Raw genomic sequence first — 15,048 nt, forward strand, 5'->3', positions numbered from 1 at the left:
ACCGCTTAGACATCCACTCGGCCGTTTGCTGATCATTCGTTCCCAGGAACAGCGTTGTATCGCAGTTACCCACGATGCCATCCCATTCATCCTTGAACAGGGCTTTGCCCTGGCTATAGGACTGCATCACGATGCTTGCGCTGATTCCGCGGGAACGGATGGTCGCCATTTTTTTATCGAATTCCGGCAGCTTGCCAATGTTGGCGAACTCGTCCAGGAACATATGCAGCATCCGTGGCAGCCGCCCGGATTCCTCATGGTCAGCTTGGTACACGGTTTGCTCGAACAGGGATTGCCAGAACATCGCGGCAACAAACTTGAATGTGCTGTGCGTGTCCGGGATCTGCAAGAACAGTGCGGTAGGTTCATAGCCGATCTTGTCCAAGGCGAGATCATCAGTTGCAAGGATTCTGCGGATATCGTGCATATCCAGGGGTGATAGACGCACACCCAGAGAAATGACGATGCTCTTCCTGGTTTCAACCGCGCCTTGCTCATACACGCGGTACAGGCGGCAAGCGAAGTCCAAGACCTGCATGACTTGTTCATCATCGTCAGGGTCGGGATTCTGATTCCATTCGTCCACGATCTCTCGGGCTGCTTGGAACTTAATGTCTGTTTCGCTGTCGCGTGCGTCTTTGTCTTCTTCTGAGCCGTCCATGCCCTTTTGAAGATCCAGCACACCAGGAAGATTAGGTTCCTGCCCATCGGTGATCGCCGTAGTTGCCCATTCATAAGCAACCAGAGCCGTCAATAGTGCGCGCTCGGCTCGTTCGAAGAACTGGTCTCCATGCGACTCCTTGCCAGTCGTATTCATCATGATTGACTCGACCAATTGCATGATTCCGGTTTCGACTTCATCAGCGTTGAAGTAGCGCATGGGATTGAACTGGTTGGACTGCTTGAGGTTAATCAGATTCAGCGTGCGGATCTTCATGCCTCGTTCTTCCAGCCGCGCACGCGCAGCTCGAATGATTTCGCCCTTCGGGTCAGTTGTGGCCGTCGATGCATTCAGCTCCAACAAGTTCGGCATGATGTACGAACGGGTTTTACCCGTACCCGACGCACCCAATACAAGAACGTTCGTGTTGCGCTTGGTGACATGCGCATCCACCGATAACGCTTCGGTTTGGGTCAGGCGTAGGACTTCGGAGGTTTCCTTGCTCGTGAATCGCTTGGGTAAGCTTCCCGAACGTGCCCACTTAGCCGAGCCTTGTTCTTCTCCCGGCCGGGTGTTCTGCTTGCTGCCGACCACGTAGAAAATGATCAGCGCCATGATGACTACGCCTACAAGACCTCCAATAAGGTCAGGCTGCGCAGTAGAGATATGAAGCAGATTATCCATCAGCGCGGCTGGGAACCCCGGCAGCAGATCCCCTATTCCGGTTCCGCGCTCCATTTCCACGCGAACATATTCAACAATCCTGTTACCGGCGAAAAAGACTACGCTGCCGCCCACAACGGCCGCTGCTACTTTGCCTCCTGTGCTCATGTTCCTTCACCTACCTTCTCGGTGCGCGTTCTGGCTTTGGTGCTTGCAGCTTCGACGGTGACGCCGAATGATCGTTTTTGATCTGCTGCACCTTCGTATCTATGCGCTCAGCAACCTTTTTCCTGGTTTCATCCCGCTTGCCCAGTTCTTCACGCTGCGGCTTAGCTGTCGATGCTGAATTGGTTTGCGCTGCTGTCTTATTTCCCTGCGCCTTGGGCTGTGCAATGGCTTGCCCCTGCGCGGCCTTCGCACTCTTCCCTCCGGCGCTTGGCGCAGGAGCCGGGGTTGCTGTCGTGCCCCCGTGGCTAACGGCCTGTTCGGGCGCGTCTTCGGTGACTTCATCGGAGCTGAAAGGCAGGCTCTCGCTGCTGACGCTTTCGGCCTCTGCGGCACCGACCACAATCGGTTCTTCGGTTTGAGGCGATGGCGTATTCATCTGCAAATACGGGTTGTCGCTCTGTTGCGCAGCGGCCGGCTGCTCAATGGCAGCATCGGGGGTCAGATACTCTCCCTGGCTGTGTTCTGTAGCCAATGTCTGTTGAACCCACGCCAGATCTTCCGGTGGGAGGTCATCCCACCCATGTTCCGCGAAAGCGTCATCCAGCATGTTCACGTTTTCAGGGGTTAACGGAACTTCCTGCCGCAGCGTTGTTTCTTCGGCCAAGGCCAAGCGTTCAGGGTCGGCGCTTCGCCGGAAAATATACTCTTCCGCTCCTGGTTCAGTTCGATCATCCAGCAGATCTCCTGCTTTGACCGTTTGTTCAATGACAGTGCCGGTTCCTGCATAGTCTTGGGCGAGCTGCTTGTTGGTCGTGACGAAATCGCCGTTATTCAATGAATCCTGGCTGCCCTCTGGCACCCCGCGATACACCGTGACTTCGGTATCTGCTGGCAGGCCGAGGGTATCCGAGAGTGTGGCAATATCTTTGCCCAGGGGCGCGGTGACGCGGCTGGCCGGGTCATATTCGGTGAAGACTGTTCCGGTCGGATTCACAGAATCCAAGGCCGGTGCAGATTCATCCACGGCTCCGGCTCCCCCGCGCAGTGCCTCCGATATGGCTCGCGCCTCGGTATCTTCCAGCACCAGGCTCACATCGGTTTTCACCTTGCCTAGTTCTTCTTGTGGAAGTTGGGCGGCTTCGGGATCGTCGGCCGCTGCAAAAGCGTTGCGTTCCTCCGAAACGACTTCTTTCACATCTTCCAGGTTCATGGGGATGTGCTCGCTCAGAGCCGCATCCAGGATTTCGACGTTGGCAATGGTCAGAGGTATGCGGCCATCTTGTTCAATGGTGGCTGCCAGCTCCTTGACCTCCGGTTCCCACCGAGTCCAGCCTTCATTCGGCCGCAATGCACGGTGCGCAACTGGTGGTTCCTTGACTGCTGCTTCATTCAACGCAGCAGACAAGTTGTTCTTGGCCGTTGCATCGACCTCTAGAACGCGCTCCCCCGGAGCCTCTATGGCTTGTCCTTCCAGGACTTCCCCGGTGGTACGTTGCTTGGTCAGCTGCTCGTCAATCTTCGTTGCTGCCGCCGACAGCGCATGTTCAACGACTCCTGCATCTTTTCCCTGCACATGGAACGTGCGGGAACCGTCCTGCTGCTTTTCGATTGCGAAAGTTACACCATGCTTGCGCAGTTCACGGCTGAACTGGCGCGCTATTTGCGCGTCCTGCACTGGCATGAATTCGCGCTTGCTGTCAGCTATCCTGCTGAACTCCCGAAGGCTGACCTGCCGCTCAGGGCTGTTTCCGTTAGCACGTCCATGCGCTGCCGAGTATTGGTGCGAAGCATCAACCAGGGCGAGAATCGCTTTTACCGTGCCATAGATGACACCAGCGCTGATTCCTACGCCCAGCCCGAAGGCTCCCTTGCCTACCTTGATCCCCGCGCGTGTGCTGGCAGCGGCGGCGCTCCTGCCCATCTGCGTTCCAGCCTGTTGCAGATCTCCTGCAGCCTTGTCTGTCATGTCAGCCATTACATGCCCCTTCCGCGTGCGCCGTTATTGCGGCCTTCATCATTGGTTCGGTTGGTTCTGATCTTCGCTTCTTTCGCTGCAAGGCGCTCTCGCAGAGTTAGAGGCTTCTTAGGCTCGTCCTTTGGCTTCTGCCCTGTCTCACGGTCGCCCTGTTGATCTTCCAACCGCTCGCTTTGCGCTGCTTGCTCTTGCGCTATTTCGGCACGATGCTCCGGCGTTTCTCGGTCGCGCTCATGATCGTCTCGCGCCGACCGCTGACTGGTATCGAGCGAACTGTGTTCACTTGCCGGTTCGATGCGTTGGCGTGCAGCTGCCTTATTAGCGATTTGTTCTCCCACGGACATTTTCACCTCGTTACTTGATAGTTGTGTCAGCGCCCGGATATCGGTCTTCACGGTCGCAATATTCCGTTCCATGATGCGCAATTCAGCGCCCAGGGTACGAAGCTCCTTTTGATCGCCCTGCGGGTTTATGGTCATTTCCGCTGCCGCAACCAAGGTTGTCTGGTAGCGGAAATGGTGTTCTTCAAGCTTCTTACTCGCAGACTCAATAGCCCGTGCCGGATCTATACCCGAAGCATTAATCCAGCGGCTCTTGGCGTTCACTCGCTCGCCCAGCTCACGTAGCGACTTAAGCTCATTTCCCCAACGTCCGACAGTCATTTTGTCCAGCCCCATGGCTCCGGAGCGCTTCTCTGCTTCGGCCAAATCCGGTTTGGAGAAGTAGTTGTACAGCCCCTCTGTAGAAACAGTTTTAGCGTGATGCCCGGACGTATTGGCCAACAAGTGATTCTGCGCGCTGGGTACGTAGATTCTCAGTGAACGCCCGTGACGAACGATTTGAGTCTTCGAAACAGTCATTTCCAGTTGCCGCTTCGTACCGGGAACGCTGACGGTCAAGGTGTCTTTGGATTCCTTCAAGATCATGGATGCATCGATGCCAACCATGTTGACGGCGGACTTTGAAAGTCGAGCCATGATGTTTGATTCTGTGTACGCTGCTCCTAACCGGAAATCGCGGATGGGCCGATTCATGGTGCCTTCGCGGAATGACACAGTTCCGTTCTTTCCGCTGCGCACGCTCGTTTCAATTCCTGCTCTTGCCAGGATTGATTCGAACTCAGTCCAATCGCGCGCACGAGATGCGGCTTTGTCGATTTCCGTACGGATAAACTGCTTGGCAGAATCACCTCTCAGGACACGGTAGATATCCTTCATTGAATACCCAGTTGCACGTTCCGGCTTTGGCAAAACGCGCAGTCCGGCAGCGAGGCATAGCTCGTCGCTGATATCCCTAAACTGTCCAATTGTGCTCTTTTGCACGCGGATCTTTTTTCCAGTCTCAAAGTTGACCGGATTCAAAATAATGTGGTTGTGAACGTGCCCTTTATCCAAGTGCGTGGCAATCATGTACTCATGAGTTCCGCCGGTAATCTTCTCAGCGAATTGCACACCGATACGGTGTGCAAGTTCAGCACTCATTCCGTCCTTTGGATCAAACGACTGGATCACATGATGCGCCAGCACCGATCCCCTGCGCGGCTTGGAAACACCCACACGCTCGGCAGTTTCCGCGAACTGCGTAGCAACAGCTTTGTAATCCGTAGGATCAATAACTGCCGCATTAGTCGACACCCAAACACCATCAGACGTTGCATCCGCACGCGAGATATAAGCCAACGCCTTACTGACAGTTGACTTGATCTGCAACATCTTGACGGTAGCCATTAGCTTTTGTTTCTCCGAGCTTCGCTCACCGTTTGATTAATGACTGCTTGAATCTCTTTGAGCAGCAGACGCGCAGCTCGCATCTCTTCAAAAGTGACCACTTCCTCGACATTCACCTGACGTGCGATCTGGTTTATGTTGTTGCCAATTCGCGAAAGTTCAGCCCGAACCGTAGATGGATCAAAATTATTCGTAGTCACTGAGATTTCTGATTCAAGAATCGCTCCGCGTGCAAACCCTTCCCAGGATTTAGCCTGCGCAATCTCCATCCGACGCTCAACGCGCTTCCATTCCTCGGCATTGAATGAGATCAGCTTGCGAACATTGCGAGATCTCTTTGATCCATCAATAGACATGTTCACCTCTCATACCGGGATTGGGCTGGAAGCCCATAGAAACAAAACAACGTTTTGAGCGAACCGCAGGTTCACGCGCAACTGGATATCCAGTTGCTATGCTTGCTACGCTCTTAAGTCCAGTCTATCGCCTTACGTCAGCTATCGCTACAATTGAGACAAACCAAAAAATCGGCCACATAGCACAAACTTAGTGACCGCAATCATTCAGGAGATGAACATGAGTGCCGAAAACGAGATTGACGAGCTTCTACGTCAGGACGAGGCAGAGCTAAAGGCAAAACGAAAGCGCCTCAAAGCCTTCGCTACTTCTGTTGACGATATGCGAGCAAGTCAGCTTTCAGCCGCCAAAATCGCAGAGGATCTTATTTCTTCGGGCGACTTGACGCGCACCGAGCTGGGGAGAGTTTTCAAGCTCAGCCGTGCGGAAAAATCTGTGTTGCTACCGGCTCGCCGGTCTTCAACTGGTGAGACGGAACCAGAGCGCACGGAGGCCGTTGCCGAGCCATCGAACGATCCAGAACAGCACAATGAAGACTCCGAAAATCAGAGTGCGAACGGCCAGTAGAACTAGCCAGAGTCCGGTCTTGATCGATCCGAAAACAATCTTGAAAATTAGCAGAATCAGGGATGATGCCAGCACAATGGCAACTGGTATCATCAAGCGTCCAGCAGCTTCGACAAGCATTGCTGATCCTTCCCTGGTTGCTAAGTCTTGCATTCAGCCTAACCCGACCATCTGACATTTCGATGGAAACTCGACGGTTCTGGAAACGCTAGAAGGCTGGGTCAGAGATCCGTGCACAACCCAAGATCACATGACGCTTGGTAACTCAGGAACCGCAACTTTTGGGCTGTGTGCGGTCGGTCGATTGGTTCCTGCTGTCCATCATGTGTGCGAAAAAAGCAGCGGAGCGGGAGGGCTTTTTTCGTGCCCATGTGGGCAGGAGGCTAGAAACGAAATCGGGTTTTTTGACGCTACTTTTCCCGGCCTCCGATGCCTGATTTTTACATAGTTAAACCCCCTGTCAAGGGCGCTGTGCGTCGCTACGCGATTGGCTGCGCCAACCTTTGACAGGGGGTATAACTATGCTTCTGGCATTTATCGGAGAACGGGAAGATCCGCGCTGAACTCCATCACCGCCAGCGTTTAATTCCTGCGGCCAAACCAACAAAAATTGCCGCAGTAAAGAGAACGGCTCTAACCAGTTCCTCTAGGCCGCTTAGTATCGGTACATCTTGGGTACTTCCCTCTGACCAATAAATATAAGTCGTGATGGTCAGACCAGCCAGGGCCACTAGCAAGACAACAATGACAGTTACCGCGCTTTGGTATTCGCCCATAAAACCTGCCTTCGCTGCCTTAACGAACACGATAGTTAGAACCAGGATCACAGCTGCAAGGATCAACGATAATCCGAGATTATCTAGTCCAGGCGGTGCGGTAGGTTCAATGTCGATTATGTCTTGCGCTGATACGTTCAGATGATCCTGCATAAGATTCCTTTCGCGCCACTCCAACCACCATATCCAACGTGATAGACGAGATGGTTTACGTTGCGCTCAACGCCGATAAAGCTCTGCTGACACTAGAATTTCCCACGCCCAACACCTTGGCGATTTCAGCTATGGTTTTGCCGTCCTTGCGCATCCTTACGGCTTCCTCGATGCGCTGCGCAGTCATAACCGTTGGACGGCCGCCAACGCGCCCCTGGGCGCGTGCATGGTCAAGTCCGCGTTTAGTATTCTCGCTGATTGTATCTACCCTCAGTTGAGCGAATACCGCGACAATTCCGAATAGTGCTTTGCCCATCGGGGTGGTGGTGTCTATGTCCGGCTCGGTTAGACTCTTGATGTTGATTTTGCGTTCTTGAAGCTCGTTAATGGTTTCAATGGCCATCTTCTCGCTGCCAGCGATCCTATCCAACCTGCGCACAAGAAGCGTGTCTCCCTCGCGCAAATAGTCCAGGCACGCAAGCCACTGCGGCCTGTCTCGTACTTTGCTCGATTCTCCGTGATCTACAAAGACTCTGGTTGCACCCGCTGCGCGCAATTCGGCCTCCTGCGCAGCGGGGTCTTGGTCGCGTGTAGATACTCGCGCGTAGCCAATAATCGAGTTCATCGTTTCTGTCCTCCCTTATCCAATTTGGGTGCGTTTGGACGTACCTCCGACGGCTTTTTCTTGATTGATTCGGCACGCTGCCGGATGCGGTCGTTCAGCCCTCGTTTCGTCCTTTGTGACCCTAGCGGTCGCGCCGCCGCCTCGATCTTCCCTAGTGCCTTCTTCTGGTCTGCATCCGACACAGGATAGGCGGCCTTGGCAAGCGCTGGGGCATCGGTGGCAGTAAACCGAGAGATTGTGCTCAGCAAGTCGCGGTCGGCCTGGCCGGTGCTCGCGCAAGTAGCGATTCCCAGTTCAGCGTTGCCTAGCTCTTGCACTGCTACCACTGGTTCTGTTTTCGATACATCACGGGCAAGGTTTAGCGCGCTAACGGCTTCCTCTGAATCGATTTTCTGGCCGATTCTTCGATCTCTGGAATACAGCTCGTCTCCGCCACGACTCACCAATAAGATGCGATCTACAAGACCACTATCAAGCAAAGCTTTCACCGTGCCTGGCACGGCAGCAGCGGCCACATCATGCGCAGCCGAAGGTGTCCACCGGCCAGCACCTTGATCCCGGACTTGTCCGGCATATCGATTGACAGTGCCTATGCGTGAGATCTCCGCTGGAACGGCAACAACATGCAGCTCGACCTCATAGCCGGCCTTTTTGAAGTCGCTCATTGTGCGTTCTACTACGTTCGGCTGGCGCAACGTTGTTTCTAATAACGTGTCCATGCCTTGACTACGTGTGTAATCGGCAGACATGCCCACCCAGCGCCCCGAGGCCTGAGCCGTATAGTCCGGCATCGCCAGCGGATCATCTCGCATGAGTCGTTGATAGTCGGGATGGTGAGCGCGAAAGTCATCACCCACGATTTCAACCAAGTTCGGCCGATCATATTTCGCCCTGGCATTCGCATTACTTTTCCCAGCGCCTGGCTGTCCACCAGTAAAAATAATGACCGGGCGCTCTCCCCCGATCATTGATCCTGGACTTATCTGCCCGTCGAGTTCGCCCTTGATCTTGTTCTCGAACAACGCTCTCAGCGTGTTCTCGTCAAGCTCTCCTGGCTTCATGCGAGCGTAGGCGCGTGGGCTGGCAGACCCCGCAAAACTTTCCGCAGCTCGGCGGTTTTGGATTCGATGGCCACCTTGCTGCGCGGGTTGACCTCGCGTGCTTCGCGTCTAACTCGCAGCCACTCCGCACGCCAGTGCTCTGCTTCTCTCTCCGTCGCAGCTTCGCTTTCCCAAGCCGAGTATGTTCCAACGATTTGCGTAGTCAGCTCGCGCATCACGTCGTAAATCATCGGATCGAAATTCTGGTCTTCGTTCTGATTCACAGTTTCCCCTTCCCTCCATCATCAATTGTACCAAAAACGTTACAATTTAGGTTTCGGTTGAAAAAGTTTCGGTTGCGAGTTTCGGTACAAAAAAACCCGGCGTGTCGCCGGGTTTCCGAATTGCCTTACCTTCCAGCCAAAAACGATCGTTATTGACAAGTCGATTATCTACGGCCGTCGCGGATCTGGTGAAGGTAGAGTTTCCATCCAGCAAGTTGCGTTGATAGCAACCTGTAGCGCTGCTAACGCTTGAGAAACTGCTTGCTTGGTCTCTGGATATTCTTTGTTCCATGAGTCTGTACTCATGGTTATACGACCAGTCTCGGCAAGATCTTCCAGCTCATTAGCCAGTGCTTTAAGGTCATCGTAGATATCTGACGCGTTTCGTGCCATGCTCTCTCCCTTTTGTTTCTGATTATTAGATACCTGGTTACGTTCCTGGCCTCCTGCCCACATGGGCACGAAAAAAGCCCTCCCGCTCCGCTGCTTTTTTCGCACACATGGTGGACAGCAGGAACCAATCGACCGACCGCACACAGCCCAAAAGTTGCGGTACCTGAGTTCTCTCACGTTATGTGATCTTGGGTCGTGCACGGATCTCTGAGGCCATGATCGCGAGTTACAACCAGGCATAAACAGCTGATACCAGGCAAATGATTGCCCCGGCAAGCATCACGTACACCCATCGTTTATCGTGGATCTCTGGCTTTAGTTGCTTATTTGCTAAGGCCACAACGGCAGCCCCGACAACAAAGAACAAAATCGGCAACAGTGGCAAGTCGCTCAGACGCATAAGCCATTCCTTCTATCGAACTAGCCGGTTAGGTAGTCTCGCTGGCGGCGTAGGCAGCTCTCCTCCGTTGCACTCACGTGCCGTACTAATCGCAGCATCAACAGCCTCCGCACACCATGAGCTATCACTTAGCCACCGTTCCTCGGCCTGTTCTTGGCTAATGGCAGCTCGCATAAGCTCAATCGCTGATGTAGGAACATTAAAAGATCGTGAGCTGCCGGTACGGACTTCTGCTCTTGCTGGCTTATTCGCAGCAAACCGCAAACGAGCCTTAAGTGAACGTGCAGCGTGACGCGTGATAGCTTCACCAATCCATAGCGTGAAAGTGTTAGCTTCTCCCCCGTTCTTCCAGTCGGCCAGATATGCGGCTTTAGCATTGTTGAACTGCTCAGGAGTTAGGTAGATACCTTGACGAGTAACTGCCACGGTGCGCGCTGGCCTACCGCTCTTAGCTTGCTTCTTAGGCTCCTGCACCGCTGCTGCCGGCGTTGTCACTTCCTCGCGCGCAGGTACCGCCGCGACGGCTGGCGCAGCGGCAGCTGCGGTCTCCGGCGCTTGCTCAATTGCTGTCTTGTTTCGATCCCGAAGACTTCTACGGGCTGGCTTGCTTGGAGTCTTTTTCTGTTCCATCATTTCCTCTTAGTCTGATCTGTCTTTATAGGTCAGCTAGTCTAGTTAGTCCAGTTATTCACGCGTCCAGCGACAACCGAAGCTAATGCAGCCTTGTAGTCTTCCGCGATAGGCGAGCCTGGATAGTAGACACCAACCGGCATTCCTGCCGTATACGAGTCTTTGACCGCTACAGCTTCGCGCACAGTGCTAGTCACACGCCCTGGGTATAGCTCGTGAAGCGTCTGCACAACCTCCCGATCCAATAGTCGGCGGCCGTCATGCTTAGTCGGTATGATCCAGTGCAGCGCCTGTCCGGGGCGCAGTCGCTTGGCTATGCGATTCTGGATCACTTCTTCAAGCCTTGGCAGCTGCTCATACGATTCCGTTTCACATGAGACTGAGGATACGATCACATCAGCGGCCGCTAAAGCACCTAGCGTTAGTGTGCCTAGAGCTGGCGGGGTGTCTATCACTACGTCATCCCATACAGTCGCAAGACTTGGCAGGTAGTCGCGTAGAGCGGTCATAATTTCAGGTTTGGTGCTGATTTCTTCCAAATCAAAAGTGCCGCAAAGTATGTCCACACCGGGAACGGTTGGGCTAGGGAACGCGGCTTCCTCGGCGGTTGCATCACCTATGAGTACATCAGCAGCTACGCCGGAGACTTCTGCATCCTCGGTGACACCTAAGCGCGTGGTTAGATTACCCTGCTCGTCAAGGTCAATCGCTAGTACGCGGCGGCCAGCGGCGGCGAGAGTGGCGGCTAGTTCTGCTGCCGTGGTGGTCTTCGTTGATCCACCTTTAGACAGCGCGATGGCATAAATGGTCATGAGATGCTCCTTTGTAACCAGGTCGGTAATTAGTCCTGCATGGTTTCCGTGTCGATACTTTAATTCTAGTCTAGTTGGTCATTCTATGCAATGATTATGAGACTTGATAAGATGCTTTTGTGCTCCGGGGTGGTTCCCGGTTGCCGTGTTGAAACAGCCCCGCAGCGCCTTGCGCTTGCGGGGCTGTTCTTATCTAGCTTTCCAGCGCTTTAGGGCCGCGCCATGTCGTGCTCGTGGTTCCCGCGTGGAGCGTGTCGAACACAAGGCATACTCTCCGGCCGTCGATGCGATCCTTGAAATCCTTATGGATCTTCCCCCATGCTCTGAAGACACTCGAGTCTCGGCCGTATCGTTCAATGTCTGCCCTCACCGCTCCTGATGCCGTGTTTGCATCCCTGAAGTCCTTCTCTGCCTTGTCTCGGTCCTTGCGCTCTGGGCCGCTGGTTCCATCGTCGTAAATGGCAAAGAATAGCGTTTGCTTCGTGCGGTCGAACTGGTTGATGGCATGAACTCCTGGCTTCATTGGGTTCTCCATGTTGTACTCCTTGCGGTTGGCCGGTGGTCAGTCCGGCATGGTTTCCGTGTTGATACTTTAATTCTAGTCTAGTTGGTCATTAAATGCAATCCGTCATGGTTGTTTTTCGCTTAAATAAAGAAGTGCCCCGCTGCTCGCGGGGCACTTTCCTTTTAGAGAACTCGGGCGTTTAGGACTTCCTGCCCGTCGTAGTCGAGTGCTAGCAAGATTCTTGATAGTTGCCATGCGTCAATGTTGCTTGACTCGTGGTGGGCAATGAGGGGTCGTTTGCGGGAGAGGGCGAAATCCTACGCTAAGGCTTTGGCCAACGATATTCTCCGGTAAGATTGATGTGTTCCCAGGGGATAGGAGAAGTCGCTTGATATCTAGTATGACGTCTGTCGCACCTGCTTGATCGCGGCCGCGATAGCTAGATCGCGTTGCTCCTCTTCTCCATCCGCGTTCCAAGCTGCGGAAAGGCACCCATAAGCGTACGCCTGGTCGAGCAGGCGACGCGGATCGACGTCCAGCGCACGAGAGAATGCGTCCGCCATCTGTGCAATGCGTCTAGGATCGAGACAAAGGTCGTCTCTGTCAGCCGGATCGTAGAACATATTGGCGGCGCCAAAGCCCACTTCACCGACCAGACCGACGGGATCTATCACCAGCCAGCCGCGACTGGAGAACATGATGTTTTCATGATGCAGATCGCCATGTAGCCCACGCAGTTCCGAGGCATTGCTCATCATTTGATCGGCTATAATCGCCGCGTGGACGTAGTCAGTTTGACAACCTGCGTTTTGATCATCGCGCGCCCGCTGAAACAAAGCTGCAAAGCGATCCCGGATCGGGAGAAGGGCAGAAGGCAGGGGTTCCTCAGATGCGGCATACAGCTTCGCCATTAGTTCCGCTGCAATTTCGGTCGCCTGGTAGTCGCCGTGCTCGGCAACGATGTGAGAGAGCATTCGCTCCCCGGCATATTCGAGCAACATCAGATTGTTCTCACGACCGAGCAACCGGACTGCTCCCCTCCCATTGCGCCATACCAGATAGTCGGCCCCGCGCAGTTCATCAGCAATGTCTTCTATAGGTTTCAATCCCTTGACGATTGCAGGAGTCCCGTCTGGCAATGAAACTTTCCAAACGAGGCTGGAAAAGGTGTCCGCAATGAGAACAGGTTGCGAAACGTGCCAATGAGCAGGAAAAACAGGCGGCATGAACATCAACCCCAAGTCAGAGGGTCCAATCGCAGATAGAAGGCAAGGCGTTCGCGGTCGGGGGCTTCGATCCCCAATACATTGAATAGGACAGCGAAGGCGCGCTCTGCTTCATCTGGCGCTGCCCAGTTCTCTTCGGCGTTAGCAATCATGAGTGCCAAATCGGCATAGCGATCTGCTGTTCCGAGCCGCCCAAGGTCGATCAGACCCGTGCATTGAAGAGTTTTAGGGTCCACCATGAAGTTCGGCATGCAGGGATCACCATGGCAAACAACCATATCGGTGCGCTCTTGGTCGAGCCGCACCGGTAGCTCTCGTTCGACACGAGCCAAAAGATCGAGCTGCGGCGTACTCTTGTCCTCGTCCGGTAAGAAGTCGGGATTGACGGCATTGCGGGACACCACATCAACGGCGCGTCCGAACATTCGCGACAGCCTGCGCTCAAACGGACATTGATCAACCGATAGGCTGTGAACAGCGCCAAGTTGCTGCCCCATTGACGGCCACGCTTTGAGCAAATCCGCTCCAGACAGATCAGCCGCCGGTACTCCCGGAATTGCCGTTATCACCAAGCATGCACCCTCCTGTTCCTCCTGCCAGTTGATCACCTCGGGGCAAGCCACACCTCGACCTTTGAGCCAAATGAGGCGGTCACGCTCTCCAGCGAGCTCACCGCGGCGGGAAGCAGGTGCGATTTTCGCGAAGGCATGCCCGTCACCACGTCGAAAAACAAAATCACCAGATTCTCCGCCTCTGACAGGCAACCAGTCAGAATGCGATTCACCAAAAAAAATATTAGTTCGATTCAATGGAGGTTCCTTCAGTTTTCTGATGAAGCGCGGAGGTGGCTCAACCTGCGAAAAGAAACGAGTTGCTATGGACTTGCACCGGTTGTGTTCCGGTCTATCTCTCATTTTAAGCGGCTTTTTTCTCAAATGCCACCGGCGATTTCCAGCCGAGTGTTGAATGTCTTCGGCGTGGATTATAAAAGCCATTTATATATTCGAAGATTGCAATCTCAATATCTCGCCTTGTTTGCCAGTGTCTGCGCCAAATCAACTCAGCCTTTAATGATTTAAAGAAGCTTTCTACTGCGGAGTTATCAAAACAATTGCCTTTCCCGCTCATGGACGGCAGCAATTGATGTTTGAGCAGTAGCTTTTGATATTCATGAGCGCAATATTGGCTCCCACGGTCTGTGTGTTGAATACAACCCGGTGGTGGTTTGCGTAAAGCCAACGCCATATTCAGTGCCCTTAATGCAAGATCCTGCTTTAATCGATCACCTGTTGCCCAGCCACTCACGCGACGGGAATACAGGTCAAGGATAACAGCAAGATAGACCCATCCTTCTCTGGTCCAAACATAAGTGATATCGCCTGCCCATTTCTGGTTGGGTGCGCTTGCGCTAAAGTCTTGTTTTAATAGGTTCGGTGCAATGTTGAAGGTATGATGACTATCCGTTGTCCGTTTGAATTTACGCGTTCGAACAACTGTAATGTTATTCTGGCGCATCAAACGTCCAACCCGACGCTGCCCAACCTGCAGGCCCAGCGCTTTCAACTCTTCTGTCATACGCGGCCTACCATAGCTCCCCAAACACAACCGATGCTGCTCACGTATATGCGCTAGAAGTATAAGATCACGACGCTGGCGCAGTGATGGAGGACGGCGTTTCCATGCACGTAAACCACGATCTGTTACGCCCATCAAACGACATATGCGTGAACGTGAGAGAGAGCCACGGTAATCCGTAATAAACTGAAATCTCACAGCTTTTGTACTGCGAAAAATATTGCTGCCTTTTTTAATATCTCCCTCTCCTCCCGAAGGATACGGTTCTCTTTGCGTAAACGTTCATTCTCACGCAGAAGATCAGTGTCTTGGGTAGGAATTTTAGTTTCATCGGAAATTGATGCGATCCATTTCCCAAGCGTGGAAAGCCCAATACTTAAATCTGACGCAACTTGACGGCGTGTTAAGCCACTAGTGAGTGCTATGCGAACTGCATCACGCTTAAATTCATCACTATGCTTTAATGACATATATGGTCTCCTTGATAACAAATAATGCTCTCAAAAAGACC

16 protein-coding genes are annotated in these 15,048 nt (G+C 53.5%); 1 reads left to right on the top strand and 15 read right to left on the bottom strand.

Features of this window, described 5'->3' with window-relative positions; all coding sequences use genetic code 11:
- The 4 genes from AB4Y71_RS16855 to mobC all read right to left on the bottom strand — a co-directional run.
- A partial coding sequence (locus tag AB4Y71_RS16855; RefSeq protein WP_441722241.1) for a VirD4-like conjugal transfer protein, CD1115 family occupies positions 1 to 1,492 on the bottom strand: 1,492 nt, incomplete at its 3' end.
- 10 nt (positions 1,493 to 1,502) lie between these two features.
- Positions 1,503 to 3,467 carry a DUF3801 domain-containing protein gene (locus AB4Y71_RS16860; RefSeq protein WP_441722243.1) on the bottom strand — a complete coding sequence of 655 codons (1,965 nt, stop codon included), beginning with the start codon at positions 3,465 to 3,467 and terminating at the stop codon, positions 1,503 to 1,505.
- A complete protein-coding gene (locus AB4Y71_RS16865; RefSeq protein ID WP_441722246.1) occupies positions 3,467 to 5,194 on the bottom strand; it encodes a relaxase/mobilization nuclease domain-containing protein in 1,728 nt (575 codons plus the stop codon). The genes AB4Y71_RS16860 and AB4Y71_RS16865 overlap by 1 nt, the downstream gene beginning before the upstream one ends.
- Positions 5,194 to 5,550, bottom strand: a complete 357-nt coding sequence (gene mobC, locus AB4Y71_RS16870; protein WP_441722249.1) for a plasmid mobilization relaxosome protein MobC — start codon at positions 5,548 to 5,550, stop codon at positions 5,194 to 5,196. The genes AB4Y71_RS16865 and mobC overlap by 1 nt, the downstream gene beginning before the upstream one ends.
- A gap of 220 nt (positions 5,551 to 5,770) precedes the next feature.
- On the opposite strand from mobC, the gene AB4Y71_RS16875 reads away from it, so the two are divergent.
- Entirely contained in the window at positions 5,771 to 6,118 is a 348-nt protein-coding gene (locus tag AB4Y71_RS16875; protein WP_441722252.1) for a hypothetical protein, read from the top strand.
- Between the two features lie 569 nt (positions 6,119 to 6,687).
- Here the strand turns inward: AB4Y71_RS16875 and AB4Y71_RS16880 are convergent.
- The 11 genes from AB4Y71_RS16880 to AB4Y71_RS16930 form a co-directional block, all read right to left on the bottom strand.
- A complete protein-coding gene (locus AB4Y71_RS16880) occupies positions 6,688 to 7,047 on the bottom strand; it encodes a hypothetical protein (RefSeq protein ID WP_441722253.1) in 360 nt (119 codons plus the stop codon).
- A gap of 55 nt (positions 7,048 to 7,102) precedes the next feature.
- Positions 7,103 to 7,672 (bottom strand): recombinase family protein, encoded by a 570-nt coding sequence (locus AB4Y71_RS16885; protein WP_441722256.1) that lies wholly within the window; start codon positions 7,670 to 7,672, stop codon positions 7,103 to 7,105.
- A complete protein-coding gene (locus tag AB4Y71_RS16890) occupies positions 7,669 to 8,733 on the bottom strand; it encodes a zeta toxin family protein (RefSeq protein ID WP_441722259.1) in 1,065 nt (354 codons plus the stop codon). Before AB4Y71_RS16890 ends, AB4Y71_RS16885 begins: the two co-directional genes overlap by 4 nt.
- Positions 8,730 to 8,996 carry a hypothetical protein gene (locus AB4Y71_RS16895; RefSeq protein WP_441722262.1) on the bottom strand — a complete coding sequence of 89 codons (267 nt, stop codon included), beginning with the start codon at positions 8,994 to 8,996 and terminating at the stop codon, positions 8,730 to 8,732. Before AB4Y71_RS16895 ends, AB4Y71_RS16890 begins: the two co-directional genes overlap by 4 nt.
- Positions 8,997 to 9,164: 168 nt before the next feature.
- Entirely contained in the window at positions 9,165 to 9,389 is a 225-nt protein-coding gene (locus AB4Y71_RS16900) for a hypothetical protein (protein ID WP_441722264.1), read from the bottom strand.
- 226 nt (positions 9,390 to 9,615) lie between these two features.
- Complete coding sequence (locus tag AB4Y71_RS16905) at positions 9,616 to 9,789, bottom strand: hypothetical protein (RefSeq protein ID WP_441722267.1); 174 nt, start codon at positions 9,787 to 9,789, stop codon at positions 9,616 to 9,618.
- 671 nt (positions 9,790 to 10,460) lie between these two features.
- Complete coding sequence (locus AB4Y71_RS16910) at positions 10,461 to 11,231, bottom strand: ParA family protein (protein WP_441722270.1); 771 nt, start codon at positions 11,229 to 11,231, stop codon at positions 10,461 to 10,463.
- Positions 11,232 to 11,424: 193 nt separating this feature from the next.
- Positions 11,425 to 11,766, bottom strand: coding sequence for a hypothetical protein (locus tag AB4Y71_RS16915; protein ID WP_441722273.1), 342 nt, complete (start codon positions 11,764 to 11,766; stop codon positions 11,425 to 11,427).
- Between the two features lie 365 nt (positions 11,767 to 12,131).
- On the bottom strand, positions 12,132 to 12,968 hold the full coding sequence (locus AB4Y71_RS16920) for an aminoglycoside O-phosphotransferase APH(6)-Id (protein ID WP_000480968.1): 837 nt from the start codon (positions 12,966 to 12,968) through the stop codon (positions 12,132 to 12,134).
- Positions 12,968 to 13,771: an aminoglycoside O-phosphotransferase APH(3'')-Ib gene (gene aph(3'')-Ib / locus AB4Y71_RS16925; protein WP_001082319.1), complete on the bottom strand. Its 804-nt coding sequence runs from the start codon at positions 13,769 to 13,771 to the stop codon at positions 12,968 to 12,970. The genes AB4Y71_RS16920 and aph(3'')-Ib overlap by 1 nt, the downstream gene beginning before the upstream one ends.
- A gap of 106 nt (positions 13,772 to 13,877) precedes the next feature.
- Positions 13,878 to 15,007, bottom strand: a protein-coding gene (locus AB4Y71_RS16930; RefSeq protein ID WP_441722289.1) for an IS3-like element IS1133 family transposase whose coding sequence is annotated in 2 segments (ribosomal slippage) — positions 13,878 to 14,761 and positions 14,761 to 15,007 — 1,131 coding nt in all. Because the reading frame shifts where the segments join, the coding sequence is not laid out codon by codon here.
- Positions 15,008 to 15,048 lie beyond the last annotated feature (41 nt).

Source organism: Glutamicibacter sp. MCAF14 (assembly GCF_052114325.1).
Lineage (GTDB): Bacteria > Actinomycetota > Actinomycetes > Actinomycetales > Micrococcaceae > Glutamicibacter > Glutamicibacter arilaitensis.

Coding starts and splice junctions, on each gene's coding strand:
- mobC (WP_441722249.1), bottom strand. CDS start 5,550: ATGTCTATTGATGGATCAAAGAGATCTCGCAATGTTCGCAAGCTGATC.
- AB4Y71_RS16875 (WP_441722252.1), top strand. CDS start 5,771: ATGAGTGCCGAAAACGAGATTGACGAGCTTCTACGTCAGGACGAGGCA.
- AB4Y71_RS16915 (WP_441722273.1), bottom strand. CDS start 11,766: ATGGAGAACCCAATGAAGCCAGGAGTTCATGCCATCAACCAGTTCGAC.
- AB4Y71_RS16920 (WP_000480968.1), bottom strand. CDS start 12,968: ATGTTCATGCCGCCTGTTTTTCCTGCTCATTGGCACGTTTCGCAACCT.
- AB4Y71_RS16880 (WP_441722253.1), bottom strand. CDS start 7,047: ATGCAGGATCATCTGAACGTATCAGCGCAAGACATAATCGACATTGAA.
- AB4Y71_RS16890 (WP_441722259.1), bottom strand. CDS start 8,733: ATGAAGCCAGGAGAGCTTGACGAGAACACGCTGAGAGCGTTGTTCGAG.
- AB4Y71_RS16860 (WP_441722243.1), bottom strand. CDS start 3,467: ATGGCTGACATGACAGACAAGGCTGCAGGAGATCTGCAACAGGCTGGA.
- AB4Y71_RS16865 (WP_441722246.1), bottom strand. CDS start 5,194: ATGGCTACCGTCAAGATGTTGCAGATCAAGTCAACTGTCAGTAAGGCG.
- AB4Y71_RS16905 (WP_441722267.1), bottom strand. CDS start 9,789: ATGCGTCTGAGCGACTTGCCACTGTTGCCGATTTTGTTCTTTGTTGTC.
- AB4Y71_RS16900 (WP_441722264.1), bottom strand. CDS start 9,389: ATGGCACGAAACGCGTCAGATATCTACGATGACCTTAAAGCACTGGCT.
- AB4Y71_RS16885 (WP_441722256.1), bottom strand. CDS start 7,672: ATGAACTCGATTATTGGCTACGCGCGAGTATCTACACGCGACCAAGAC.
- AB4Y71_RS16910 (WP_441722270.1), bottom strand. CDS start 11,231: ATGACCATTTATGCCATCGCGCTGTCTAAAGGTGGATCAACGAAGACC.